The sequence below is a fragment of the Candidatus Neomarinimicrobiota bacterium genome (genome assembly GCA_016784545.1).
Lineage (GTDB): Bacteria > Fidelibacterota > UBA8477 > UBA8477 > JABMPR01 > JABMPR01.
The window spans coordinates 20,854-46,701 of sequence record JADHUM010000013.1; the positions used below are offsets into that span (position 1 = coordinate 20,854).

Sequence of the window (25,848 nt, forward strand, 5' to 3'; positions counted from 1 at the left end):
TAGGTAAATATGGAAATAGTCTATACCCTTCTGATTGTTGCTCTCACAGCCGCCCTTACTTTTATTATTACAAGAATGACCCAGGGATCTGGAGATTTGAAGGATCGGGAAACCATTACCCGGCTGGAGGTGGAACGCAGCAACCTTCAGGAGCAATTGGAACGGGCTGAGAATGACCTGGATAAAATGCGGTCTGAAGCTCTTGAATTGAGGGAACACAATGCTACCATCAATACCCGTTTAGAGGAATCCAAAGATCGTCTGGAAGAAGAAAAGAAACGTCTGCTTGAGATGAAAGAGCAGCTCCAGCATAGCTTTAAGAGTCTGTCACAGGATGTCCTTCGAGATAGTCAGAAAGAATTTCTGCGGATGGCTGATGAAAAGTTTAAAGATCAGAGCAAGCAGAATCAATCTCACCTTGGCGAAAAAGAGCAATTGATTCAGAAGTCATTGGAAAACATGGACGGACGTCTGAAAGATATTGTGCAACGCTCTACGGAATTGAAAACAGAGCTGGAAACCTCAAAGGATGAAACTCAAAAACTCCGCACCACCACAGAGACGCTGCAGACATTGCTGGCCAGCTCTCAAAAGCGCGGACAATGGGGTGAGCGCCTGGTTGAAGACATCCTGCAATATGTTGGTTTACAGGAAAACATCAATTACACCAAACAGTCCACCATGGATGATGGACAAAGACCTGATTATACTTTCAAACTGCCCAAAAATCGTGAAATCAACATGGATGTCAAATTCCCCCTGGCTCATTACGAGAATTACCTCCAGAGCAGTGATGTCCAGTTGCAGGATATCGAGAAAAAGGCCTTTCTACAGGATGTCCGTAAGCATATGAATGAGATCAGCAAGCGTGGTTATATCGATACAGCCAAGGGCACGGTGGATTACGCCATGATGTTTATCCCCAATGAGTCCATCTATGGATTTATAAACCAGGAAGATCCTGATTTTATCGGAGAAGCGCTGAGTAAAAAGATCATGCTGTGTTCTCCCATCACACTTTATGCAGTATTGTCCCTCTTGAATCAGGCAACATCTAATTTCATGATGGAGCAACGTGCTTCAGAAATCATGAATGAGGTGGTTAAGTTCCAGCAGCAGTGGGACAAATTTATTGATGTGATGGACAAAACCGGAAAAAATCTTGATATTGCTGTTCGTCAGTTCCAGGACCTGATTTCAACACGGAAAAGGGCTCTGGATAGACCAGTCAGCAAGATTGTTGAACTACAGAAGAAAGAGGCGCTCAAACCAGGACCCAAACAGCTTGAACTTGATTCAGGTGATGAGGACTAGGAAGCGGCTCGTGCTTTAACTTCTCGTTGCACCCTTCTAGATCGAACCACCAACCAGGTTAATGATGTTCCTGCTGCAATAAATACAGCAATCACAGAAGCATACCAAACCCAGACATATGGTTTATCCAGAACTACGGCGAAATAGTAGGCCAGAGGTCCACTGACCACGGCCACACGAATGGCTGTAATGACCAGGGAAGGGACACCCGTTCCGAGACCTTGCAAGGCCCGACCAGAGATCATTCCAATTGCGATGAGCCAGTATACAGGTGAAAAGGTACGGATGATGCTGATGGCAACAGCAAGAACTGTGGGATCATCGGTAAATATTCTAAAAACGTAGGGGGCAATGATATAAAAAAGGAGCCCGCTACCTAATCCGATAAAGACGCCATAACGTAGCCCGTCCTTGATGACACTGTTGATAAGGTCAAAACGCTTGGCCCCATAAAACATTCCCACCAACGTTACTAGCGAGCCTGCGATGGCCATGATGGGCAGAAAAAATATCTGATCAAGTCTACCTGCTATCTGGTAGCCGGCCACAACTTCAGGTGAATAGTGAACCAAAATCCAATTAAACAGAGCGCCCCCCAGGGACATGATGATCATGGAAAGTGAAGAAGGGATACCGATACGGAAGATATCCTTGATGTATTTTGGTTTAAATTGGAATATTTTAAAATCCAGTTGGAGTAAGGTTGTTTTTTTAATTAGAATTACTCTGATATACATAATGACTGCAACCAGCATACTGATCACTGTTGCCAGCGCAGCCCCGCGTACACCCATATCAAAACCAAAAATAAGAATCGGGTCCAGGATAATATTTATGATGGTACTGGTGACCTGAATTTTCACAGGCGTTCTTGTATCGCCCTCACCACTAAAAATGGAGCGTAGAAAAATAGATGTGATCATGAAGATAAACCCAGCAGCAATCACCTGAAAATAGGCAAGTGTGTCTGGCATTAATTCGTCTGGAGTACCAAGCAGGATCAGGATATTTTCCCCAAACAGGAGACCGGAAGCACTAAACACACCACCAATAATCAATCCAAGGAGGAGTCCGTGTTCAGCCACATTTGTCGCTGCCTGATGATCTTTGGCACCGATAAAACGGGCAATAACTGCTGTTACTCCAGTACCCAGACCAAAGCTGATACCCATGGCCATCCAGAAGAGAGGCAAATTGAACCCCAATGCTGCAATGGCATTAACTGAGATTCGGGCTACAAATAGCATATCAACCACGCTATAAAGCGTTTGAACGGCCATTCCAGTCATTACCGGCAGGCCAAGCGTCCAAATAGCTTTCCTGGGATTATCTATAAAGGAGTCAAGACGAGAGGTCTTTGAATTTGTTGGAGTATTTTTCATCTGGCGTAAATAATCATTATTAGAGCGGGTGCAAATGTTTGTTTTCTGTCTGGAGCAGTTTAGTCAGCTCCGTTCGAGAAATTTTAAAACTATTCTCTATTAAAACATCCGGAAACGCATAATACGCCACAGGTAGCATGTAGCCCGGCAGGTGACCCCTTAGCTGCTGGATGATTTCTTTACCACCAGGAGCATCTTCCATAATTTCAAGAAATGCTACAGGTCTGGCTCCGAATTCCTCATCGTGCTGCGGGATGACGATTGCAGTAAGAATTCCCGGAATTTGGCAAAGTAGTCGCTCAACATGTTCGGGTTGCACATTCTCTCCACCTGAAATAAACTGATTGTCCATTCTTCCGGTGACCGTCAGTTCTCCTGCAACATTTGTATAGCCAACGTCACCGGTGTGAAACCAGCCATTTTCATCTCGCAAGTCAACAAGCCTGCTGTGTTGCAAGTAGCCCTGTGCCAGGGTGTCACCTTTAACCAGTATTTCGCCTTCCTGAGAAATAATCAAATCTCTGCCTGTGAGTAGTCTTCCCGAATTCTGGAGTGCGGCATCACGGTTTTCACCTGATGTCGTGGTTATCTGAGATGCCATTTCAGTCGAGCCGTAACTCACATGAATGGGAAGCTTGTGATCCAATGCTTGGTGAATGAGTGCCGGCGTGATGGCACTTCCGCCAATAAGTATGGCTTTCATTTCCTGAAGGATTCCCAGTCCCGACTCGTCCTTTAACAATCTTTGCAATTGTGTTGCCACCAATGAGATATGCGTGACTCCCCGCTCATCAATAACCTGAAGCGTTGATTGTTGTGCCTCCTGAATAATGATTGTTGCACCCGCCAACGCGCATCGGAAAAGAATAGAAAGTCCACCAACATGATAGAGAGGTAGACTCAATAGCCAGCTGTTTGATGAGGTGAGTTGGATATTCTGATTCGACCCCCCGGCACTTTCAATATGATTGTGATGGCTATGTTGAACAAACTTGACATCGCCTGAGGAACCTGATGTCATGAGCAGGCTGGCGGCAGCAGAGCGATCAAAAACTGGTAGATTCGCCATGCTCACTTGGTTATCAGCCATATTTAAGTCACTAAATGGGACTGTTTCATGTCCTGGGTAGGATGAATCTGAAATAATGAGTGCCGGATTCATATCATCAAGTATCTGGGCCAATGAAGTACTGGGGAAACGTACATTCAGGGGGAAGGCGATAAAACCGCCTAACATACAACCCCAGAGAGAGATAATCATTTCCCTGGCAGGCAGATCCCCCAGCGCAACAATTTGTCCACTTTGAATGCCTCGATTGAACAAGGCAAAGGCTAGACGTTCCGATTGTGAATGGAGTGATTCATAGGTGAGTGACGTGTTGCCTGTTCGTAAAGCAGGATAAGAGGAGTGCCTTCGGGCAGCCACACTTAGGGGATGCTCTTTTGTTGACTTAGGATTGATAGAGTAGCTCACAGTGGCTGAGATCCAAATCCTTTGTGGTTAATGCTTTTGTAAACATGTATCCATCTTTAATTCTTGCAGGGGATAATGTGGTTCCAGAAGTGAGTGCTGATCTGGTATCCAGGCCAACGGCGATCTTTTCGCCACTAATTGAACCTGCGAGCTGTGCCAGATGGATTAATCCCACATCACTTTCGTAGCTTGAGGATATGACGGGTTGTACACCGTTCTCCCTGGCTTGATTCACCAGTGCAATAAGTCTTGCTGTACAGGCAATGAGAGTTGGTTTTAACACCAGAGCTCGTAATCCAGTATATGACTCAAATGAGATGGTTGGATCCATGATTTGATGCAAGGTTTCATCAAAGGCAAATGGGATACCACATGCATCAAAAAATCTTGGCAGGTCCATCGGTTCAAGCATGGGCTCTTCTATATATTCTATGTCAGCAGACTCCACGGCTTTGCCAAACTCAATGGCTGTTGCCAGATCCCAACTTCTGTTCGCATCCAGCCGTAACTTGATTTCAGGACCGACAAACTTTCGAATATCCTGAATGCCTCTGGCCTCAAGAATACTGTTTATTCGGCCAACTTTTACTTTAAGCGTTTTATAACCTGAGCCAATCATTCTCTCGGCTTCTGGAACCCAATCCGAGAGTGACCCTCGAATCAAGCCGTTAATCGGGACTTTTTCGCTGGAGTTCCCAAACAGCAAGGCGCCAGGTGTCACACCATTGATATTTGCCAGGAGTGACAAAATGGTTGTCTCCACGCCAAAATGGGAGACAGCAGGAGCGACGCTTTCTATCCAACCGCCATTGCTTTCAGGGGAGCAGTGAGCCGTAAATTCACCAGCCCCGATCATTTTATCCAGTAGCATGGTCGTATTGAGCAAGGCGGTTTCCAATGTTTCGCGACTAAATCCAGGGAGGGGACTAACTTCACCTATTCCAGCATGTCCGCTCGTATCTGTCAGGACAAGGATGAGACCTTCTCTGTGGTTGAGAGTTGTATGTTTTAAAACCAAAGCATCCTTAAAGGGGAGGGTGTATTTATAAATGCGCGCAGATTTTAATTCAAGATGGATATCCTGGTAGGGAGGCAATAAGCTGATTCCGGCAAAATTTGGAGTAGAAAATTCCATGGTTTGATGTAATCCTCAAATCATCCATGAGATCATGAAGATGACAGTAAAGATGATCTGCAATTTGCTGGTCATTTTTAGGACAGCATATAACTCCGATGACTCCTTGTAGTTAACAGTGATCCGAAGGGCATGGAGGGCCATAAGACTGGTCATGGCTGTGATTCCAATCATGGAATGAGCTGGAGCAATGAAAACCAGGAGTAAGGGGAGAAGTGTGGCAGTCAAGATGGACAAACCATATTCAACAACGCCAAAGCGACGACCATAAATTGCTATGGGTGTACGTTTCCCAACTTTTCTATCTTCCTGATAATCCCGAAGATTATTGATGGACAACAAAGCTACTGAAAAGAAACCGGCTGACGCTCCTGCAACGAGAGATGAAATAATCCAGGTGCCTGTCTGGACGTATGTTGTCGTGGCGCATGCTATGGGTCCAAAAAATAGGAAAGCCGGAAGCTCTGCCAACCCATGGTAGGCCAGAGGAAAGGGTCCACCAGTATAGATGACACCCAATAAGAGGGAGAGCAAGCCAATGACCACGATGGGCCATCCACCCACATAAACCAGATAAATACCTAATAAAAAGGAGATCCCAAAGCTTGCTAAGAATCCATTTCTGACGGTCCTCGGGGCAATGAGTCCAGATTGAGTTACACGCTGGGGACCGACTCTTGACGCTGTATCAGCTCCCTTTTTAAAATCAAAATAATCATTGGCCAGGTTGGTCCCGATCTGAATGAATACACCACCCAGCATGGCTGCTACAGCAGCCAGCCACTGAATACCGCCCTCAGTGTGGGCGATGATGGTTCCCATGAATACCGGGGATACTGCAACGCCAAGTGTCCATGGCCGTGCAGCCTGAACCCATTCATTTATCCCAGGTCTATTTGGAGTGGTCAAGGGCGCCAGGGGTACTTTCTAAAGTCGGGCTTTCGCTTCTCATTGTAAGCGTTTCGACCCTCCTGAGCTTCTTCAGACATGTAGTATAAGAGAGTTGCATTTCCAGCCAACTCCTGCAGGCCAGTTTGTCCATCAACATCAGCATTAAATGCAGATTTCAACAGACGAATAGACAAGGGAGAGTGCTCCAGGATTCGTTCAGCCCAGGCAACCGTTTCTTTCTCAAGGTCTGCCAGGGGGACAACTGTGTTGACCAATCCCATATCCAGAGCCTCTTGTGCTGAATACTGTTTACAAAGATACCAGATTTCCCTGGCTTTTTTCTGACCTACAATGCGAGCCATATAGCTGGAACCATAGCCACCATCAAAGGATCCGACTTTTGGTCCGGTTTGGCCAAAAATTGCGTTGTCAGCAGCAACAGTAAGATCACAAACCAAATGCAGCACATGTCCACCACCGATGGAGTATCCAGCTACCATGGCAATGACAGGTTTTGGAAGGGTCCGAATCTGACGTTGAAGATCAAGCACATTGAGTCGATGTACGCCTTCTCCGTCCTGGTATCCAGAATCTCCACGGATGGATTGATCCCCACCAGAACAGAAGGCCTTTTCGCCTTCGCCAGTCAGAATGACGACTCCAATTTCAGGATCCTCACGTGCATTCTCGAAGGCTTTAATCATTTCCATGACTGTCAATGGCCTGAATGCATTACGTTTCTCCGGCCGATTGATGGTCACTTTGGCAATTCCATTGTATTTATGGTAACGAATATCAGTGTACTCGCCGGCAGATTCCCACTTTATGGATGTCACTTTATTCTCCTTCAATTGTTTCGCTCAGAAAATGTGTAATAATACGAGCTGTTTCCAATGGTTTTTCAAGATGAAAGGCGTGCGAGGCAGCAGCAATTTGATGGTGGATACTCCCAGGTATTTTCTGATTTATTTCCTGATTGAGTTGGAAATATTTTAAGTCCAACTCACCTGTCACGAGCAGAGTTGGAGCTGCAATGTCTTTTAAATTACCCCAGAGTGAAGGCAACGCTCCATTTCCCATCAAGACCAGAGCTCTTCTTAATTGCTGCACGTCATTAATTTGTCTCATCTTGCACAACTCACCAAAAAGTGTTGAATGATTCTGAATATCACCAAACAAGGGAGATGAATACCATTCCTTCAGGAATGTTGAAATACCCAAACGTTCTAGTCTGTCCATCAGGATGTCATCATCAATGCTTCGCTGTTCTCGTTCAACCCTGGTCTTTAATCCAGGAGCACTGGACAGAAAAATGAGGGCTGGGATTCTCTCTGGAGCAAGATTTTGAAGATGAAATGCAACACGCCCCCCCATGGAGTACCCAATGGGCGTAAAGGTTTCAATTCCTGATAGAGAAAGCTGTTTGACCAGGGATGTGAGCAAATATGTAAACGGAGTATCAGCAGGGAAATCCGATCGACCATGGCCTGGCAGATTTACCAGAATATTGCAGTAATCTGAGAATTGGGATTGAACGAGTTTAAGCCAATCATCTCCGGAGCCCATAAAACCATGCAGCCAGAGCAGGGGATATCCCTCCTTTCTTCCTTCAAACCGGTAATCCCATTTGTATGTGGCGTCAGGAGGATTCACGGAGGCTTTGAAAAATTTGTTGGTGGAAACCGTGGTTTTCAACTCGATCCGTAAATAGTTCAATGAGGATGGATTTTCCCTGTTTGGCAGCCAGGCTGTATGTGGTTTGAAATTCACTCATATCTGCTGGATTTGCATAAGATAGGCCAAACATGGATGCGGCATTTTCCAGGGTCAACCCGTGGGGTGTTCCGAAAAAAGTCTCAAAAACGTCTGTTTCCTCACGTACTGGCAGAAAACTGAATATGCCGCCACCATCATTGTTCATAACCACCATAATAATGGGTTGCTCAGAATTTTTAATCAGCTGCAGGGAGTTCAAATCATGTAAAAAAGCGAGATCTCCCAAGAGAATGGTGACGGGTCCCTGAGAGCCAGCCCCATATCCCGCTGCCGTTGCTATTAAGCCATCAATTCCACTACTTCCGCGATTTGCGAAGATCTCACCCTTGAAATAACTTGTTGATGCGAACATTTCCATCTCTCGGATTGACATACTATTGGCCAACATGAGGGCGTGGGTATTGGGAATTATTTTTGAAAGCTGGTAACTTGTTCCAGGTTCAGAAAGTTGTGGCTCATGATCTAATAGATTCGAAATGGCCATAGCAGTGTGTGTTTCCATGGTTTGCCATGATTTTAGCCATTGATCCTCTTCCACAATCTCAAGAAAGTACATGCCTTGGCAGAAATTTTCTATATCAGTTTGAATTTCAACGCTGACCTGGTGGTTTGGATCAATTTGTTCAGGGGTTTCTTTTACTGAGACGTAGAAAATGTTTGAATCATCAAGATAATTAAGGAGCCGTTTTGAGGTAAAGGCCCCGCCAAAATGCATAACAAAATCTGGTCTCTGTTGTTGTGCCTCATCAGAAAGAAGCACCAGGTCAAAATGATTAATAATATGGGCATGGCGCTCAAATCTCAGCTGTGATTGTACATCTGGGAGTATAGGTAAATTTAAGGATTCTGAGAGTTGAAGAATGGATTGGTTGTATGACTGATTCACTGACCTGCCCACAATGATGATACCTCGTTTGGATTTCTCAAAATTCTGAAGCACGAGCTGAAGCTTTTCAGCAGGGAGAGGGAGGGAGGTTGACAGCCCAGAAATAGGTCGCAGATTATTTTTCACCCAGTCAACGTTATAAGTTGGCAATTCGGAACCCACCACCCCTTTTGGCAGCAAGGGCTCGCGAAATTGACAATTCAAGTGGACGGGACCTGGACGCACTGTCGTGCTACTATTAAATAACCGGTTTACCTGGTTAAGAATATCAATTTCTGATGTCAGGGGTTCAGGGGGTGGTAGGTTAAGTGAAAGTCTGGGGTAAACGCCATAAATATCCTGCTGGAAAATCGCCTGGTTTGCCCCAACGCCAATGAGTTCAGGAGGACGATCCGCGCTGAGGACGATCATGGGGACATTATCCATTGAAGCTTCAATGAATGCAGGAAAATAGTTGGCCACAGCGGTTCCTGAAGTGCAAACCAGCACAGCGGGCATCTGGGTAGCTCGTGCATGACCCAAGGCAAAAAATGCGGCCCCACGTTCATCGTAGTGAACCAAAGTATTTGCTTTAGGATGCCTGGCAATTGCCACGGTAAGGGGTGTGGATCGGGAACCGGGGGAGATCACAAATTGATTTACTCCCAAATGCGAGAGTGCCTCAATGATTATCTGTGCAACATCAAGGTTGGTCATCATAGAGCCGGATACCCAAAAGCCGGTTTGAATTGAATTAATCTCATGGCCTGCAATCTAATGAAGATGGACATTGAATAAAGTGACAAAACAGAATTGGTACAGATCCAGGATACCTGGAATGAGGTGAGTTTAGAGATCCAGTGCTTTTAAGAATTTGCTGATCTTGTCTTCGATTTCCTGCCACTCCTCAGCTGGATCAGAACCCAATACGATCCCGGCACCTGAATAGAGAGAAACCCTCTCCCTTTCAATCAATGCAGAGCGGATTGCCACCACGAACTCAGTATGATCATGACCTACAAATCCTATGGGCGCAGCATACCAGCCACGATTGAATGGCTCCAAATCCTCAATGGCTTCCAGTGCAATATCCGTGGGGTAGCCACCCATGGCAGGGGTGGGATGAAGCGCTTTAATCAAATCTGCATCAGTCGTCTCGGGATCCAACTCGCATTTGAAATGTTTACAGAGATGTTGGACATGGGAAAGTCGAGTGATTTGAACCTCATTGTCTACAACCAGATTGTGACAGTATTTCTCAAGCACATTTCTGATCATATCAACAACGATACTATGCTCTCTGAGCTCTTTCTCTGAATTCAGTAGCGCTCTGGCATAACGTTCATCATCACGGGTTGTTAATCCTCTGGGGCGAGTACCAGCAATGGCCTCGGTGTGGAGGGTGCGTCCCTGACGCTTGAATAACCTCTCAGGAGTAGCTCCTAAAAAGGCGTGGCCTTCATCCGCCTGGAAATAAAAATTAAAGGTTTCTTCCGTCATTCTCCTCAAGCGAAGCAAGTAGGCAACGGGATCAACTGGATCATTGAAGGTCAAGGTTGCTTTTCTTGCCAGAACGACCTTCTCATATTTGCCAGCATTCATTTCCTCGAGGGCCGTTTTGAGTGAAGATTGCCACTCTGCCCAGTCTGGAATATCCCGTCGATGCAAGATGGTACGCTCCTCCCAATCGCTGAGAGTGAGTTCAAATTGAACATCCTCGAGCTGATTGACGATTCCCTCAGGAGGGTCGCAATTCTCAGTATTCTGTAGAAAGTTGTAAACCAGGAAGGTTCCCTCATCAGAACGATGTAGCTCGAATTGAGGAATGATAAAGCGATAGGCTCCAAAACTTTTCCATTCCTGTGAGGGTTTACTACCCTGATTGAATTGGAAACCACCATAATACCGAAGATCTGGATATTTTGGATCCAGAAAAGTGTGCAAGTCGTCGAATAGTTTTGTCAGATCTGGTGTTTCCTGACCTGAAATCTCATGTGCAACTCCTAGCCCGGCCATTTTGAATTCCTGGTTGCGGTTTGCCCAGTAGGTCTTGATAGGAATGGATTGACAGGCCAACCATTGCATGGCAGCAACTTTTTCGACTTCTACTTTGCACCGAATCATCCGAGGAGCTTCATGTGAATGGGGCTCCGAACAGGCATTTCGAATTTGTTCAAGAAGGCGAAGTTTGGCAGTTGAAAAAGTGATAGGGTCCATATTAACCAGTTTTACTTCTTAGAATGGTGATGCGGGGTATCGCTGAAAGAGTTGAAGTGTTTCATCTACCATGGCGACTATTTAGTGAAAAGCCTAGAGGTGGGCAAACACTATTTTTCATGCAGCTCTCACATTCAGTTTTGCAAAGAGATCAGATTTTAGCAACCCTTGTTTCACCGTTATCAGCGATTAAATTCCTCCTCGCAAAGGAGGGGCGAATTGACCTTAAAGATGTTAACAAATGTCAGCATCGCTAACATTTATAGAGATGCTACTTTTAAATCTGAAACAACTTCACAGACTCATCTGGGCGAATCATTGGACGTGCTGGAGGAAAGAGGAGATTGGTTTCGGGTGCGACAAGAAGATGGGTACGAAGGTTGGGTCGGGCGGTTTTTCGTCGTCGAAAAACCTGCTGCATGGGAGGATAACACATTCTATTACCATGGCGACCAAATTTCCTGGGTATTTCAGAGTCCTGACACCCAATCAAACACATCACGTGATATCACTCTTCTATCCAGGCTTCCCCTGCTGGACAAAAAAGATGGGTGGGTACAATTGCTACTCCCCGATGGTATAAAGGGCTGGGTAAAAAATAGCCCGCGTCCCCTAATGGATTCAGTTGATGTTGAGAGACTCATTCAGACTGCATTTGGATTTCAAGGCATTCAATATTTTTGGGGTGGCCGATCTCCCAAGGGTTTCGATTGTTCAGGCTTCATCCAAACCGTATTTGGCTTGAATGGCTTGCAGCTCCCCAGAGATGCCTATCAGCAAGCTACTGTGGGTACCAGGGTTGAAGATGATTATCCAGGTTGGGAAGTTGGAGATTTGATATTCTTTACCGAGAGATCCGAACAGATCACCCATGTTGCTCTTTCCCTTGGTGAAGGTGATTTTATTCATTCCTCAGGCTTTGTGAAGTTGAACAGCCTTAATCCAGATCATTCTGACTTCTTTCTCAAGAAATATCCAAAAAATTTCACCAGGACCATGCGAGTTATATAAAATTGAAGATGAATAAAATATGAGCGACCTACAGAAAGAGAAAAAACCAATCCTGCTTTCAGGCATTCAACCTTCCGGGCATTTGGCTCTGGGGAATTATGTAGGAGCGATGCGTAATTGGGTGCAAATGCAGCAGGATTATCTGGGCATTTTTATGGTTGTGGATATGCATGCAATCACCGTTCGCCAGAAACCTGCAGATTTAAGAAACAGGTGTTTATCCTTTGCCGCACAGTATTTGGCGGCAGGTATTAACCCAGAAGAAAATGTCATCTTTATTCAATCCCATGTACCTCAGCATGCCGAACTTGCCTGGGTGTTAAACTGCTTTACCTATATGGGTGAGTTGAACAGAATGACTCAGTTTAAGGATAAGTCAAAGCGGCATGAAGATAATATTAATGCTGGCCTTTATGCCTATCCCGCTTTAATGGCTGCTGATATTCTACTTTATCAAACGGATCTGGTCCCTGTAGGGGCCGATCAAAAACAGCATCTTGAATTGACTCGAGATATAGCCAATCGGTTCAACAATACATACTCACCTACGTTTAAGGTTCCTGAGCCATTTATTCCTAAAGCGGGGGCGAGAATTATGAGTCTCCAGGATGTGGATAAAAAGATGTCCAAATCTGATAGCAATGAAAACAATTACATATCACTTCTTGATCCGCCAACTGTATTGAGACGCAAAATCAAACGAGCTGTCACAGATTCTGCGAGAGAAATCACACAAGCATCTCTGGGAAAACCAGGTATCGGGAATTTGCTGACTATTTATTCAGTATTAAATGATATGCAACCCACTGATGTTGTTACTCACTTCGAAGGTCAACAATACAGTGGATTTAAAACTGAACTGGCCGATTCTTTAGTTGCCTTCCTGGAGCCATTTCAGAACCGCTATGATAATATCATGGCTGATAAGGGCTATCTCACCGGAATCCTGGATGAAGGTGCAAAGCGAGCGAGTCATATGGCTTCGAAAACCATCAGCAAAGTCTATCGAAAAGTAGGATTTGTACCCGCCGGCCGGTCGTGATGAAGAATCAACTCCACCGTATTGATCTGGAAATGTTTGAAGGTCCATTGGACCTATTATTGTTTTTAATTAAACGGGATGAGTTAAATATTTATGATATTCCAATTGCACAAATTACCAAAAATTTCCTGGAATATGTCAGTCTGGCAAAAGAGCTGAAACTTCACTCTGCTGGCGATTTTGTTCTCATGGCAGCTACCCTGATGAAAATCAAAGCCCGCATGTTATTACCCATTGAAGCTGATGGTGATGATGAGATTGAAGACCCCCGTACCGAGTTGATGAACATGTTGCTCGAATACAAACGTTACAAAGAAGCCACCACAACATTTTCTGAAATGGAAAGATTTGAACGACCTCATTATTATCATATTCCTGCATCATGGAGTCCCCAACAGGAAGATAACACGGCTATTTTGGAAGATGTCAAACTGTATGATATCATGCTTACTTTTCAGTATCTTATCAAAAACTATGAAGAACCTGCTACTCATTCTGTAGCAGTTGAAGAAGTGACGCTGAGTGAACAAGTCGGATATCTCAGTGCTTTACTCCAGGCCAACGCCAAATTGAGTTTTGCAGGTCTGTTGGAGAAATTTGAATCTCGTTTGGTTGTTGTTGTCACTTTCCTGGCCATTCTTGAGATGCTGAGGAATCGCCAGGTCAAAGTAAAGCAATCAAAATTGTTTGATGATCTACTTATATCAAGAGGTAGCACATTTGGAAATTAATGAATTAAAGCAGATTGTTGAAGCCTTGCTGATTGCTACGCCAGAGCCCCTCACAGAAACTCGCTTTCACACCTGTCTGGGGGATAGTGTCAGCAAAATACCCCTCCAGGAAGTCATTCGTGAGTTGACAATAGATTATGAGCAGTCCGGAAGGGCTTTTTTCATCAAGGAAGTTGCTGGCGGGTATCAGATCGTGACCAATGGAGAGTTCGAACCTTATATCAAGGGTCTATTTTCCAAATCTGGAAAACTCAGATTATCCCAGGCAGCGCTGGAAACACTGGCTATCGTGAGCTACAAGCAACCGGTAACCAGAAATGATATTGAGTCTATACGCGGTGTCAGCTCTGACTCTTCACTGCGCACACTCCTGGATAGGAAACTTTTGGAAATTCGTGGCCGAGAGGATGGTCCTGGACGCGCCCTCTTATATCGCACCAGCACTGAGTTTTTACAATACTTTGGTCTGAATTCAGTAAAAGACTTGCCTCGACTTAGAGAAGTAGAGGATATTCTTGCAGAGGACGACCAAGAGCTGGTTTAATCAACCACTTGATCCCTTGGATCATATACAAAATCTTGAGTAATATGACTGAAAAACCTGAAGAACAAGTACGCTTCAATCGATTTCTGGCCATGTCTGGTCTTGGCTCGCGAAGGGTTTGTGATGATCTAATTCAAAAAGGGTTGGTCACAATTAATGGCGAGATTGAAAGTAATCCGGCAACCCGTGTGAACCCTCTTTCTGATGAGGTTGTCTTTCAGGGTAAGCGGATGGTTCTTGAAGCAAACTATCAATACTTTCTATTGAATAAGCCTACGCAGGTCATTACCACAACAAATGATCCCTATGGCAGAACCACCATCATCGATTTAATTCCCTCAGAGGAGAGAATATATCCTGTTGGCAGGTTGGATTATGATACCACAGGGGCCATTATTCTAACAAATGATGGTGACCTGGCATATAGCCTGACCCATCCAAAATTTCAAATTCCCAAAACTTATGCAGTCAGGGTTCTTGGACAAGTGAGCAAGGATGACCTGGATCGCTTACCACTTGGCATAAATATTGAAGCTAAAACACCTGCAATCGCAGAGGTTCTTGACTACAATTATTTCGAAAGATTTACAGAAATCAGACTCATCCTGAGAGAGGGTCGAAAACGCGAAATAAAGAGAATTTTTATGGCTCTGGGTCACAAGGTGGTGAAACTCCATAGAGAGCAATTTGCATTTTTAAGAGTAGATGATCTCTCCCTGGGCAAGTACCGGGAATTATCAGCTGCCGAGATCGCAAAATTGAAGGAATTGGCACATGGACATTAAAGGTAAACGCGTCTTAATATTTGGTGGTTGGGGACTGGTTGGTCAAGCCATTGCTAAACAACTGCTTGAAGAAATACCCTCTGAATTAATCGTTACATCCTTGAGGGAGAATGAGGCTGAAGAAATTCAGAACATTCTGGAAAATCATCCCCTCAATAAAGGGACGAAAATAATTTCTGTTCATGGTGATCTCTTTGTGCGAAACGAATTGTCCTATCTGTCAAAGGCCGATATTTATGCCAACACTGAACAAGTGGAATTAATGATTCATGATATTTATGATGATCTCGGTCCAGATATTATTGATAATTCGAAATTATATCAGATCATGGACAAGCATAAGCCACAAATCCTCATTGATTGTATTAATACCGCCACAGCTTTTGCCTACCAGAATGTTTATCAGATTGTTGCAGAGCTACGGGCAGAAATCAATGAAATCCGCAAGGGCAAAACGGTTGACGATAAGCTGATTGATACGGTTGAACGAATAATCTCCACGCTTTATATCCCTCAGTTAATTCGTCACGTCCAAATACTTATCGAAAGTATGCGCCAGGCTGATACTCAATTGTATTTAAAAGTGGGTACCAGTGGTACGGGTGGTATGGGTTTTAATATTCCCTATACTCATTCTGAAGACAAACCTTCGAAAATGCTTATGAGTAAGTCATCTTTGGCTGGCGCTCATACCATGTTGCTCTGGTTGCTTGGCAGAACTCCCAATGCTCCCATAATCAAAGAAATCAAACCCACCGCTGCCATCGCCTGGAAAAAAATTGGTTACGGCAAGGTAGTGAGAAGGGGAAGTCACATACCTCTCTATGATTCATTACCACATGAAACCACAATATTAGGTGATGCCCTGAGTAAATCCCCTGAATCTACCTGGGAGAGAGTGGGAGATGAGTTTCTAGAGTCAGTATATATCGATGCTGGTGAAAATGGGTATTTCTCCGCTGGAGAATTCTCGGTTTTGACTGGCGAGGGTCAAATGGAATTCGTAACACCTGAAGAGATCGCTGATTTGACGCTTCTGGAGATCAAGGGTGGAAATACGGGGAATGACATCATTTCCAGTCTTGATTCATCTGTTTTGGCTCCTTCCTATCGAGCTGGACTCATCCGAAAGGATGCTCTGAAGAAAATGGAAGTCCTCGAGGAAGAAACGGGGAAGGATAGTGTGGCTTTCGAATTGCTGGGTCCACCCCGTCTCACAAAACTGTTATACGAAGTCTACATCCTCAAACGTCTTAAGGGAAATATATCAGAGGTCTTGAGTGCTGATCCTGAAGAGCTTGCAGGTCAAATGGAAAAGGAAATTCTCACCAATAAGGAGCTGCGCTCCACAATCCTCTCGGTTGGCACACCAATTCTATTCAAGGATGGTCTCACATTTCTCCGCGGTCCTGATATGTCTGAGCCAAATTTTGAGGGGAGAACTGTCCTTGAAATTAATCCTGAAAATATTGAGAAGTGGACCAGCGGGGGTTGGCTGGATTTGCGAAAATCTAATATTGAGAAGTGGCAGGAAAGACTTGCAGCATTGGGTGATGATATGGAGAAAGAAACCAAGCAGGATTATTCTTCCTATTACTTCAGGAACAGACGTTTTCTAGGGGCAACCCAACGTATGGATATTGGTATCATCGTCAATTGGGTATTGGAATACGAGGATAAAGGCTATCGCATCAAGTAGTTCTTGCCGTCACTCCCTTATAAAATTCAATTATTTAGGTCAACTATTCTAGGTTGTGTTGGCATTAATGGTCGTCTATATTGCGCCGCTTTGAAACGAGGATATAAAATAATATTGATTAAAGCGGCTTTTTGAAATGATTATTGCAATTGATGGCCCTGCGGCATCCGGCAAGAGCTCAACGGCTCACGGCGTTGCACTAAAATTAAATTTTCGACACATCGATACAGGTGCAATGTATCGAGCTATCACCCTAAAAATAATCAATGAAAACATGGATTTATCAAAGCTCGATGCACTCCAGAGCTTATTGGATGATCTTGATCTCAAAGTCACATTCAACGATGATAATCAGGAAATCTATCTGGACGGAACCCTGCTAGGGGATGAAATTCGATCCCCTCAAGTAACCGCCCTGGTAGCTGATGTCAGCGCCATCGCTGGAGTAAGAAAACGATTGCTGGGGGTTCAGCGTGAAGTTGCCAAATCCCATGATGTTGTTCTTGAAGGGCGAGATATAGGAACAGTTGTTTTTCCTGATGCTGATATCAAGATATACATGGTGGCTGATGTTCGGGTTCGAGCTTTACGCAGACAGAAAGATTTTGCCCGACAGGGTATTGATAAATCCGTAGAAGAATTAGAAAAAGAGATTCTCGAGAGAGATGAACACAATGCCAAACGCAAGTTGGCGCCCATGAAAGCTGCCAAAGATGCGATTACACTCGATACGACCGCGTTAAGTATCGATGATCAAATAGAATTTATTGTCTCCAGGGTGGAGACAGCGAAGTCAAATGGAGGAAACTTAATGACCAAGAAACAAGACATGGATGCAAAGGCTGAAGAAGTAACAGAAGACGTTGCTGTAGAAGCAACAGAAGATACAGCTGAAGTATCCGCGGAATCCCAAGACGCCGTCGAGACGACGCCCGCCGAGGAAACCCCTGAAGCCCCTGCTGAAGAAGCCGTGGTTGAGGAAGCAACTGAAATTGCTGCTGAAGAAGCAACTGAAGAGGTTGTTGAAGAAGTAAAAGAAGAAGCAACAGAAGAAGCTGCTCCTGTAGAGGAAGTAGTAGAAGCAACTGAAGAGGTGGCAGAAGTTGCTGATGTTGTTGAAGAAGCACCCGTTGTTGAAGCGGAACCAGTAGTTGAGGTTGCCGAAGAAGTAGCTCCAGAAGCAGAATCTGTGGAAGAAGCTGCTCCAGCTGAAGCTCCTGAATCAGAGGTTGCCGAGGAAGTTGCTCCTTCTGAAGCTTCTACAGACGCACCTGATGTATCCCAGGGGAAACGTGCGTTGATGAATGATCTTTTTGCTGAGATCAAAACCCTGAAACAAGGTGAACTGCCTGAAGATCAGGAAGTTACCAGCAAAGAATCCATTGCGTACCAGGAACTTTTGGATCATGCTGTCATCGATTTAGATCAACAGTCATTGGTCAAGGCTCGTATTATTTCCGTGAGCGACAAAGAGGTTATGGTAGATTTTGGTTTCAAATCTGAAGGTCTCGTTCCTCGTCATGAATTTGATGATAATGTGCCTGAAATTGGTGAAACCATTGAACTCTTTTTGGAGCGCATTGAAGATAAGCTCGGCCAGGCCGTACTATCCAAACGCAAAGCTGAGTTCATGGGTGTCTGGAATAATGTTAAGCAGAAATATGCTGATGCTGAAACGGTTGAAGGTACCATTTCCCGACGTATCAAGGGTGGAATGGTTGTAAATATCCTCGGTGTTGATGCATTCTTGCCTGGTTCACAGCTGGATGTAAGACCTATCAGAGATTTCGATGCTTATGTTGGAAAAACTTTCGAATTCAAGATCGTTAAGGTCAATGAATTTCGTAAAAATATTGTTGTTTCCCGCAAGGAACTCCTGGAAGAGAGCCTGAAGGAACAGCGTAGTAAACTCCTGGATGAAATTGAAGTTGGCCAGATTCTCGAAGGTCGGATCAAGAACATTACCGACTTTGGTGTGTTTGTTGACCTGGGTGGAATTGATGGTCTGCTCCATATCACAGATCTCTCATGGGGTCGTGTCAATCATCCTTCAGAGGTTGTTGGTCTGGATGAGGACATCATGGTCAAGGTTATAGATTATGATACAACCAAGCAGAGAGTATCACTGGGTCTCAAACAACTCAAACCCCATCCATGGGAAAGTGTTGTAGCAAAATACCCAGAAGGAACATCTGTACATGGTAAGGTTGTTAGCCTTGCCAACTATGGTGCCTTTGTTGAACTGACTGCCGGTGTTGAGGGTCTGGTTCACATCTCAGAGATTTCATGGACCCAGCACATTAAGCATCCTTCAGATGTTTTTAATGTAGGTGATGAGATCGATGCCATCGTGCTTTCAGTAGATGCTGAAAACCACAAGATTTCCCTTGGAGTAAAACAGCTTCAACCCGATCCATGGACAACCATCGAAGAGAAATATCTCGTCGGTTCAACCCATGAGGGTACCGTCCGCAACCTGGCACAGTTCGGAGCTTTTATCGAACTTGAAGAGGGCATTGACGGTTTAGTTCACATTTCTGATTTATCATGGACGAGCAAAGTTCGCCATCCCAAAGAAATTGTGAACCGTGGTGACAAAATCATGGTAAAAATCCTTGATATTTCCCAGAGTGAACGCAAAATCTCACTGGGAATCAAGCAGGCACAGGAAAATCCATGGCCTGAACTAAAGGATCGTTTTGCTGTGAATACATCACATACGGGTACGGTCATAAAGCTTCTCGAAAAGGGCGTCATCCTTAGCTTCCCTGATACGGATGTAGAAGGAATAATTTCTCTGGGCAATTTCCGTAAGAAAGAGCGCAAGGAAATCCTCGATCAGTTTGAACAGGATGCTGAAGTTGAAGTAAAGGTTGTTGAAGTGGATGCGACTGAGAAAAAAGTTGTCGTCAGCCACGCCTCAGCAATTAAAGATAAAGAACGCAATGATATCGATGAATTTATCCGTGGTCAAGACCAGGTAAGCGATAAACTCGAGATCCCAGAAGCCATTCTTAGCAAAATCCGCGAAGCAGAAAAAAAACCTGTAGAGAAAGCCGAGAAAGCTGAAAAGGCAGAGAAGGCTGAGAAAGCCGAGAAAGCTGAAAAGGCAGAGAAGGCTGAGAAAGCCGAGAAGAAGCCAGCCAAGAAAAAGGCTGCTCCTAAAAAGAAAGTTAAAGTCGAGGAAGTAGAAGAAGTAGCAGAGGTGGAGGTAACTCCAGAAGTTGTCGAAGCCCCTGAAGAAGTCGAAGAGGCCCCTGAAGCCCCTGAAGCTGAAGCTGCTGATTCAGATGAGGGAGCTAAGGAGTAAGCACTCCTGATCTAATCTCATCGGGATGGGAAATCTACCCCGATTTGAAATATAAAGGCGATGTTTATCTTGTTTTTCAGGTACATCGCCTTTTCATTTTCACTTGAATTGCTGGCTTTAAATCAACTTCCTCAAAAGTGTTGAAGGCTTTGTGCCTGAGGGCATTAACTTTATATTAATAGATGCTAAAAAAAATATTCACCACAGACATTCAGATAAAAGTGGGATCAGTGATCCTGGCAATTTTGCTTTGGTTCTTTGTCGTCACAGACATTGAGTATTTTTTTGATCTGGATATTCCTCTAAGAATTGACGGGCTTTCTGATGATAAAGCCTTCAATAATGAAATTCCTGAAATGATTACCGCAAGATTCCGGGGCAAGGGACATACACTTCTGTGGGCAAATATGACCATGCCCTTGTCAGAAGCTGGATTAGTACTTGATTTGACAAAAACGAAAAACACACAAGTCTATCACCTAAATGAATACTATGCCGAGCATCCTGATAAATTCATTTTACCCAGGGACTATAAATTGGATCTATTGCATATTGTTGAGCCAGAATCAATCTGGGTGAGTGTTGAGAGCATGGCCCATAAAGAACTCAATGTAAATGTCCAGGCTGTCATTGAACCTGCCCTGGGATATATGCTGGTTGGTGATATCAAGGTAAAGCCAAGTAAAGTGATGGTGCATGGTCCTGCTTCAATGCTTAATGAGCTCACCAGTATTACTGTACCGCCATATCAGGTATCTGATGTCAATGTAGATGTGTCAGTATCACTGGCTCTATCACTTCAGCCAGCCCAGCTGTTTATCCTGGATACTTCTGCCATAACCCTGAGCGCTGATATTCAAAGTATCGGAGCAGTTGAGTTTTTCAATATTCCAATCAGACTTGAGAATGTCCCTCGCAATGTAGAAATTTCTGTGATTCCTCAATTTATTGGATTGGAAGCAGAAGGTGGTATGGATCGACTCCTGGAGCTGAAACCAGAAGACTTTATTGTCAGTTTCGACTATCGGGCACATTGGAATCAAAATGAACAATTATATGTACCTGAAGCAGTATTGCCAGTTGGTGTAAAAAGAGTAAATCGATTTATTCCAGATAAAATAGAGATCGTACAAAAATAGATGCAAGACACTGTTATCCTTGGGATTGAAACATCCTGTGATGAAACTGCGGCTGCTCTTTTTCGTGGGCCTGAAATGATTCACCACATTACAGCAACGCAACTTGTCCATACCAGTTATGGAGGAGTGGTACCTGAATACGCTTCCCGGGAGCACAATAAGCTGCTTGGTCCAGTAGTTCGAGGTGTACTTGAGCAGGCAGATATGACTCTGGCAGATGTCCAGGGGATTGCAGTAACCCAGGGACCAGGATTGGCGGGATCTTTATTGGTTGGTTTGAGCTATGCCAAAGGGCTCGCACTGGGTTTGGATATCCCCATATATGGCATCAATCATATTGAAGGTCATATTTTCGCCAATTTTATTGGTCACAAGACCTTACCCACACCCTTTCTCTGTCTATTGGTGTCTGGAGGTCACACGCAACTGATCCATGTTGAAAACGCCAGAGACTATAAGTTGATTGGCCAGACCCGAGATGATGCCGCTGGAGAGGCTTTCGATAAAGTCGCCAGACTGCTGGGTATTGGCTATCCGGGCGGACCACTTATTGATAAGCTGAGCAAACAAGGCAATTCGAATTTCCATCAGTTTCCCAGAAGTGCATTTAAGGATAGTTATGATTTTTCCTTTTCAGGACTTAAAACAAATGTACTTCAATATATTTCAAAGCAAGAGTCAGCGTTTATCAAAGCCCATTTACCTGATATTGCAGCCAGCTTTCAAGAGGCTGTGGTTGACGTTCTCTCAAAACAGACCATGCAGGCTGCCAGTGATCTAGGTCATAACAGGATAGTCTTGGCTGGTGGTGTAGCCGCAAACTCAAGACTCCGTGAGAGGATGGTAGAGCTGGCTGAAGAACAGGATAAAACGCTTTATCAACCGGATATGCGTTACTGTACCGACAATGCTGCCATGATCGCCTATATGGGCTATTGGAAAGCTGGTAATCAGGGATCGGATTCCCTGGATATGGCAGCCGTTCCCAATTTAAAACTCAGTTTTGGCGGCTAAATGAACCTGCCATTTGGTTTTTCATTAGAAGCCGATTTTAGCGGTGACGGATACCTTTTCCTGGCTCTCTTGACACTAGGTAGTGTTTTTACCTTTTTAATGAACAAACCGCGGAAAAACAGCTCATCCCGCTCTGACTACTGGCTGACCTGGATTATCCCCATTTTCCGGATGCTGGCTTTGCTGATATTGCTCCTCTTGCTTTTCGCTCCTCAACTTACTTTGAAGAGACAATACTTAGTCCCCAAGCGATTGGCAGTCATTATAGACCAGTCAAGCAGTATGGGGAATGCCTGGCAGGGTAACACCGAGGACCTCAAAAAATCCATCACTGAAACAATCGAAGCGCTAGAGAAAAATACCGATGTTGATATCTGGACCATGGAGGGACAGCAGATCAGCTCTGATAATTTTACTTTTTCAGACAAATCAAGTGCTTTTAACTGGAGCCCACTTGCAATCAATGGTCCTGAAGCAGAAGATCTATACGCTGCGGTTTTCCTCTTTTCAGACGGTCACTTGAATGGGGGACGATCTCCATTGGATATGGCGTGGTCAAAATCACTAGGGGTGAACGTGGTCTACCCTCTTAAGCCAAAATCAAACGCTTCCTTAAAATTAATTGATGTGAGTTATTTGGTTGGTGAGGCTGGCGATGGAGAAATCCTGATACAGGGAAAATTAGAGCAAGAGGGTCTTTTTGGTCGACGAGCTACGGTACAAGTTCTAACCGAAATAGATCAATTGTTGAGTGAAGAAATTATCCAGCTCAATCAGAGTTTTCAAGATATGAAGGTGCTCCTGGGAAAAACGAACAAGCATGTCACTCAGGTTAAAGTAAAAGTGTTTCTGGAGAACGGAGACTTCCTTACAGAACAATTTCTTGAAATTATTCCGAACAAGGCTAAGAAAAACGTATTAATCATTAGTGAGAGAATTAACCGTCTGCATAAATTTTTGATCCAGAGTTTTTCTGACTCAACTTTCCAGATTCATATTATTCAAGGGACTTATCGAAAGGGTGAGCAAGCCCAAACCATTTCTATTCCCGAGAATCTAGATTTGATCATCCTCAATCACTCGGGGGATCGAGTCCTTGAAGCGATTTCCCATACCACATTTAATCTTGATAAAAATTCAACAACCCCATCAGTTATGTTTTATGATGGAGTGGAAAAGCTACATCCCAAATGGATTGAATGGCTTGGAGTAAAGGGGTTTACTGTGAATAATGCCGGGGGTTCACAGACCAGCTATTGGAGCGAAATCTCCAAGGAACACGCTTTTTATCTTGGGTTACAGGGGCAGGGGTTAAGTCCTGGAGACCTCATGGACTATGCTCCCTTAGATGTCCCACCCAATTCCATTGATATTGGGGGTGATCAATTATTAATGGTTGGCTTCGGTTCTTCAGCCATACCGGTGCTAAGGATAAGTGATCAGCCACCCCGGGCAATATTTTCAGGCAGTGGATTTTGGAAATGGTTTTTCCACCCTCAATCAAAGACCTCTTTTAAGCTAGTCTGGAACTACCTCCTCACGTATTTGGAGGAAATAGCTTCCTTCAACCCAGTCCAGATCGATATTCCAGTTCACACCGCCTCAACCGGGGCGTATATCAAATCTGATGTGACAATAAGGGATCTTGATAATCGAATTATCAGGGCAGCGGAATTGCGGGTCTGGCAGGAGGATAAGGCCGGCAATAAAACAACCTTAAATCTTTCCCGGGATGAGTACGGAATTTACCAGACAGAACTTGATACCAAGCACCCTGGTAAGGTTGTTGTCATCGCCGAAGCATATCGGTTTGGGGAACTATGGGGTAGAGATACGAGTAGGATTCACTTGATGAGCTTTAATGGAGAAGATCAGAGCCGGGGCGTGGATGAGGTTTTCCTCTCTCGTCTGGCATCCCGAAGTGGGGGGCAGGTTATCCAAATCGGTGAAGATGAATTGCCCAATATACCAACTGAAATGGTGGTGAGAGAATCTTCATATCAATATAGAGGTGTTCGTTCGCCGCTTCTCTTCGCAGTATTGGTTGTGTTGTTGACTTTTGAATGGATCTGGCGGCGAAGAAACGGGCTCTTATAGGGAAATAACTTTCTGCCAACTATACAGCCGTCTATATTGCTGTGCTTTTTTATGAAGGTAACTATTTTGGGGAATAAATGAGAAATATTTGTGTGATTGGAACTGGGTATGTTGGTCTCGTCAGCGGGGCTGGAATGGCAGATTTTGGTAATTCTGTTGTTTGCGCAGATATCGATACAGACAAGATCGATATGCTTCAAGCTGGTGGGATTCCCATCTATGAACCAGGGCTTAAAGAGCTGGTGGATCGCAATGTAAATGCCGGCCGCCTCACTTTCAGTGCAGACGTTGAAACTTCCGTCAGGAATGCTGAAGTCATTTTCATAGCTGTAGGAACACCCATGGGTGACAACGGAGAAGCGGACCTTAAGGCTGTGGAAGCCGTTGCAGTCACCATTGCTAAAAATTTGAACAGCTATAAAATTATTTGCACAAAATCTACGGTACCCGTTGGCACAGGTGCCCGTCTGGAAGCCCTGATTGCCCGGGAAAAGGAATCTGATTACGAATTTGATGTGGTTTCCAACCCGGAGTTTTTAAGGGAAGGTTCAGCAGTCAAAGATTTTCTGATTCCCGATCGAGTGGTTCTGGGTGTGAGCAGCAAACGTGCAGAAGAAATGATGAAGGATGTCTATCGTCCTCTGTTTATCAATGAAACCCCTATGGTTGTCACCAATGTTCCTTCCTCAGAGATGATCAAATATGCCTCCAACGCTTTTCTGGCAGTAAAAATATCATTTATCAATGAAGTGGCCAACCTGGCTGACAAAGTTGGAGCAGATGTTCATACCATTGCCAGAGCCATGGGTCTGGATGGCCGTATCAGTTCAAAGTTTCTGCATCCCGGACCAGGCTATGGCGGGAGTTGCTTTCCCAAGGACACTGAGGCTCTGGTTTATACAGGTGAGCAGCATGGTGTTGATTTTCAAGTTGTCAAAGCTGCTATTGGAGCGAATAAGAATCAGAGAAATGTCATATTAGCCAAAGCAAGGGAACTTGTTCCTGATTTGAGAGACAAAACTGTGGCCATTCTCGGTCTGGCTTTTAAGGCCAATACAGATGATGTTCGTGATACACCTGCTTTGGCAATTATTCAGGGATTAGAACAAGCTGGAGCAAGGGTGAAAGCCTACGATCCTATTGCTGCTGAAAATATGAAGAAGTTTTTTCTCCCCAACCTGGATACTCGTAAGACGGTTTTGGAGACAGTACAGGATGCTGATCTGGTTATCATTCTGACAGAGTGGAACGAACTGCGGGGGCTTGGATTAAAAGAATTGAAGACACATCTCAGAGCTCCAAATATTGTAGATGCTCGAAATATTTTGAGTATCGATCAGTTGAAGGAATTTGGCTTTAATTACAGAAATGTAGGCCGTAGTAACATATAACAAGAATTTATAAAATTGGGCGGATGTATCG

The 25,848-nt window shown here is 44.4% G+C and carries 20 protein-coding genes; 12 read left to right on the top strand and 8 right to left on the bottom strand.

Features of this window, described 5'->3' with window-relative positions; translation table 11 throughout:
• Positions 1-9 precede the first annotated feature (9 nt).
• Positions 10-1,314: a DNA recombination protein RmuC gene (gene rmuC, locus ISR87_04525; GenBank protein MBL7024701.1), complete on the top strand. Its 1,305-nt coding sequence runs from the start codon at positions 10-12 to the stop codon at positions 1,312-1,314.
• Here the strand turns inward: rmuC and ISR87_04530 are convergent.
• The 8 genes from ISR87_04530 to ISR87_04565 all read right to left on the bottom strand — a co-directional run bounded on the left by ISR87_04530 (position 1,311) and on the right by ISR87_04565 (position 10,961).
• Positions 1,311-2,696: an MATE family efflux transporter gene (locus ISR87_04530; protein MBL7024702.1), complete on the bottom strand. Its 1,386-nt coding sequence runs from the start codon at positions 2,694-2,696 to the stop codon at positions 1,311-1,313. The genes rmuC and ISR87_04530 overlap by 4 nt on opposite strands.
• A gap of 19 nt (positions 2,697-2,715) precedes the next feature.
• Positions 2,716-4,122, bottom strand: coding sequence for an o-succinylbenzoate--CoA ligase (gene menE / locus ISR87_04535; protein MBL7024703.1), 1,407 nt, complete (start codon positions 4,120-4,122; stop codon positions 2,716-2,718).
• A gap of 25 nt (positions 4,123-4,147) precedes the next feature.
• Positions 4,148-5,305, bottom strand: coding sequence for an o-succinylbenzoate synthase (gene menC, locus ISR87_04540; protein MBL7024704.1), 1,158 nt, complete (start codon positions 5,303-5,305; stop codon positions 4,148-4,150).
• A gap of 15 nt (positions 5,306-5,320) precedes the next feature.
• Complete coding sequence (locus tag ISR87_04545) at positions 5,321-6,214, bottom strand: 1,4-dihydroxy-2-naphthoate polyprenyltransferase (GenBank protein MBL7024705.1); 894 nt, start codon at positions 6,212-6,214, stop codon at positions 5,321-5,323.
• A complete protein-coding gene (menB, locus tag ISR87_04550) occupies positions 6,211-7,032 on the bottom strand; it encodes a 1,4-dihydroxy-2-naphthoyl-CoA synthase (GenBank protein MBL7024706.1) in 822 nt (273 codons plus the stop codon). Before menB ends, ISR87_04545 begins: the two co-directional genes overlap by 4 nt.
• Before the next feature lies 1 nt (position 7,033).
• Positions 7,034-7,891 carry an alpha/beta fold hydrolase gene (locus tag ISR87_04555; GenBank protein MBL7024707.1) on the bottom strand — a complete coding sequence of 286 codons (858 nt, stop codon included), beginning with the start codon at positions 7,889-7,891 and terminating at the stop codon, positions 7,034-7,036.
• Positions 7,836-9,557, bottom strand: a complete 1,722-nt coding sequence (gene menD, locus ISR87_04560; protein MBL7024708.1) for a 2-succinyl-5-enolpyruvyl-6-hydroxy-3-cyclohexene-1-carboxylic-acid synthase — start codon at positions 9,555-9,557, stop codon at positions 7,836-7,838. Before menD ends, ISR87_04555 begins: the two co-directional genes overlap by 56 nt.
• 129 nt (positions 9,558-9,686) lie before the next feature.
• A complete protein-coding gene (locus ISR87_04565; GenBank protein MBL7024709.1) occupies positions 9,687-10,961 on the bottom strand; it encodes an isochorismate synthase in 1,275 nt (424 codons plus the stop codon).
• A 312-nt stretch (positions 10,962-11,273) separates the two neighbouring features.
• Here ISR87_04565 and ISR87_04570 point away from each other — a divergent pair, with 312 nt between their 5' ends.
• The 11 genes from ISR87_04570 to ISR87_04620 all read left to right on the top strand — a co-directional run bounded on the left by ISR87_04570 (position 11,274) and on the right by ISR87_04620 (position 25,817).
• A complete protein-coding gene (locus ISR87_04570) occupies positions 11,274-12,065 on the top strand; it encodes a C40 family peptidase (GenBank protein MBL7024710.1) in 792 nt (263 codons plus the stop codon).
• A 19-nt stretch (positions 12,066-12,084) separates the two neighbouring features.
• Positions 12,085-13,107 carry a tryptophan--tRNA ligase gene (gene trpS / locus ISR87_04575; protein MBL7024711.1) on the top strand — a complete coding sequence of 341 codons (1,023 nt, stop codon included), beginning with the start codon at positions 12,085-12,087 and terminating at the stop codon, positions 13,105-13,107.
• On the top strand, positions 13,107-13,838 hold the full coding sequence (locus ISR87_04580) for a segregation/condensation protein A (GenBank protein ID MBL7024712.1): 732 nt from the start codon (positions 13,107-13,109) through the stop codon (positions 13,836-13,838). Before trpS ends, ISR87_04580 begins: the two co-directional genes overlap by 1 nt.
• A complete protein-coding gene (gene scpB / locus ISR87_04585; GenBank protein MBL7024713.1) occupies positions 13,828-14,382 on the top strand; it encodes an SMC-Scp complex subunit ScpB in 555 nt (184 codons plus the stop codon). Before ISR87_04580 ends, scpB begins: the two co-directional genes overlap by 11 nt.
• Positions 14,383-14,426: 44 nt before the next feature.
• On the top strand, positions 14,427-15,167 hold the full coding sequence (locus ISR87_04590) for an rRNA pseudouridine synthase (GenBank protein MBL7024714.1): 741 nt from the start codon (positions 14,427-14,429) through the stop codon (positions 15,165-15,167).
• Entirely contained in the window at positions 15,157-16,866 is a 1,710-nt protein-coding gene (locus ISR87_04595) for a short-chain dehydrogenase (GenBank protein MBL7024715.1), read from the top strand. Before ISR87_04590 ends, ISR87_04595 begins: the two co-directional genes overlap by 11 nt.
• 136 nt (positions 16,867-17,002) lie before the next feature.
• A complete protein-coding gene (locus ISR87_04600; protein ID MBL7024716.1) occupies positions 17,003-20,176 on the top strand; it encodes a (d)CMP kinase in 3,174 nt (1,057 codons plus the stop codon).
• A gap of 182 nt (positions 20,177-20,358) precedes the next feature.
• Positions 20,359-21,315, top strand: a complete 957-nt coding sequence (locus ISR87_04605) for a hypothetical protein (protein MBL7024717.1) — start codon at positions 20,359-20,361, stop codon at positions 21,313-21,315.
• Complete coding sequence (tsaD, locus tag ISR87_04610) at positions 21,316-22,329, top strand: tRNA (adenosine(37)-N6)-threonylcarbamoyltransferase complex transferase subunit TsaD (GenBank protein MBL7024718.1); 1,014 nt, start codon at positions 21,316-21,318, stop codon at positions 22,327-22,329.
• Positions 22,330-24,426, top strand: coding sequence for a hypothetical protein (locus ISR87_04615; protein MBL7024719.1), 2,097 nt, complete (start codon positions 22,330-22,332; stop codon positions 24,424-24,426).
• 77 nt (positions 24,427-24,503) lie between these two features.
• Positions 24,504-25,817 carry a UDP-glucose/GDP-mannose dehydrogenase family protein gene (locus ISR87_04620; GenBank protein ID MBL7024720.1) on the top strand — a complete coding sequence of 438 codons (1,314 nt, stop codon included), beginning with the start codon at positions 24,504-24,506 and terminating at the stop codon, positions 25,815-25,817.
• The last annotated feature ends 31 nt before the right edge of the window (positions 25,818-25,848 follow it).

Excerpts from the sequence above, each read along its gene's own strand:
- rmuC (MBL7024701.1), top strand. The coding sequence starts at position 10 with ATGGAAATAGTCTATACCCTTCTGATTGTTGCTCTCACAGCCGCCCTT.
- ISR87_04530 (MBL7024702.1), bottom strand. The coding sequence starts at position 2,696 with ATGAAAAATACTCCAACAAATTCAAAGACCTCTCGTCTTGACTCCTTT.
- menC (MBL7024704.1), bottom strand. The coding sequence starts at position 5,305 with ATGGAATTTTCTACTCCAAATTTTGCCGGAATCAGCTTATTGCCTCCC.
- menD (MBL7024708.1), bottom strand. The coding sequence starts at position 9,557 with ATGATGACCAACCTTGATGTTGCACAGATAATCATTGAGGCACTCTCG.
- ISR87_04565 (MBL7024709.1), bottom strand. The coding sequence starts at position 10,961 with ATGATTCGGTGCAAAGTAGAAGTCGAAAAAGTTGCTGCCATGCAATGG.
- trpS (MBL7024711.1), top strand. The coding sequence starts at position 12,085 with ATGAGCGACCTACAGAAAGAGAAAAAACCAATCCTGCTTTCAGGCATT.
- ISR87_04580 (MBL7024712.1), top strand. The coding sequence starts at position 13,107 with ATGAAGAATCAACTCCACCGTATTGATCTGGAAATGTTTGAAGGTCCA.
- ISR87_04590 (MBL7024714.1), top strand. The coding sequence starts at position 14,427 with ATGACTGAAAAACCTGAAGAACAAGTACGCTTCAATCGATTTCTGGCC.
- ISR87_04595 (MBL7024715.1), top strand. The coding sequence starts at position 15,157 with ATGGACATTAAAGGTAAACGCGTCTTAATATTTGGTGGTTGGGGACTG.
- ISR87_04600 (MBL7024716.1), top strand. The coding sequence starts at position 17,003 with ATGATTATTGCAATTGATGGCCCTGCGGCATCCGGCAAGAGCTCAACG.
- ISR87_04605 (MBL7024717.1), top strand. The coding sequence starts at position 20,359 with ATGCTAAAAAAAATATTCACCACAGACATTCAGATAAAAGTGGGATCA.
- tsaD (MBL7024718.1), top strand. The coding sequence starts at position 21,316 with ATGCAAGACACTGTTATCCTTGGGATTGAAACATCCTGTGATGAAACT.
- ISR87_04615 (MBL7024719.1), top strand. The coding sequence starts at position 22,330 with ATGAACCTGCCATTTGGTTTTTCATTAGAAGCCGATTTTAGCGGTGAC.
- ISR87_04620 (MBL7024720.1), top strand. The coding sequence starts at position 24,504 with ATGAGAAATATTTGTGTGATTGGAACTGGGTATGTTGGTCTCGTCAGC.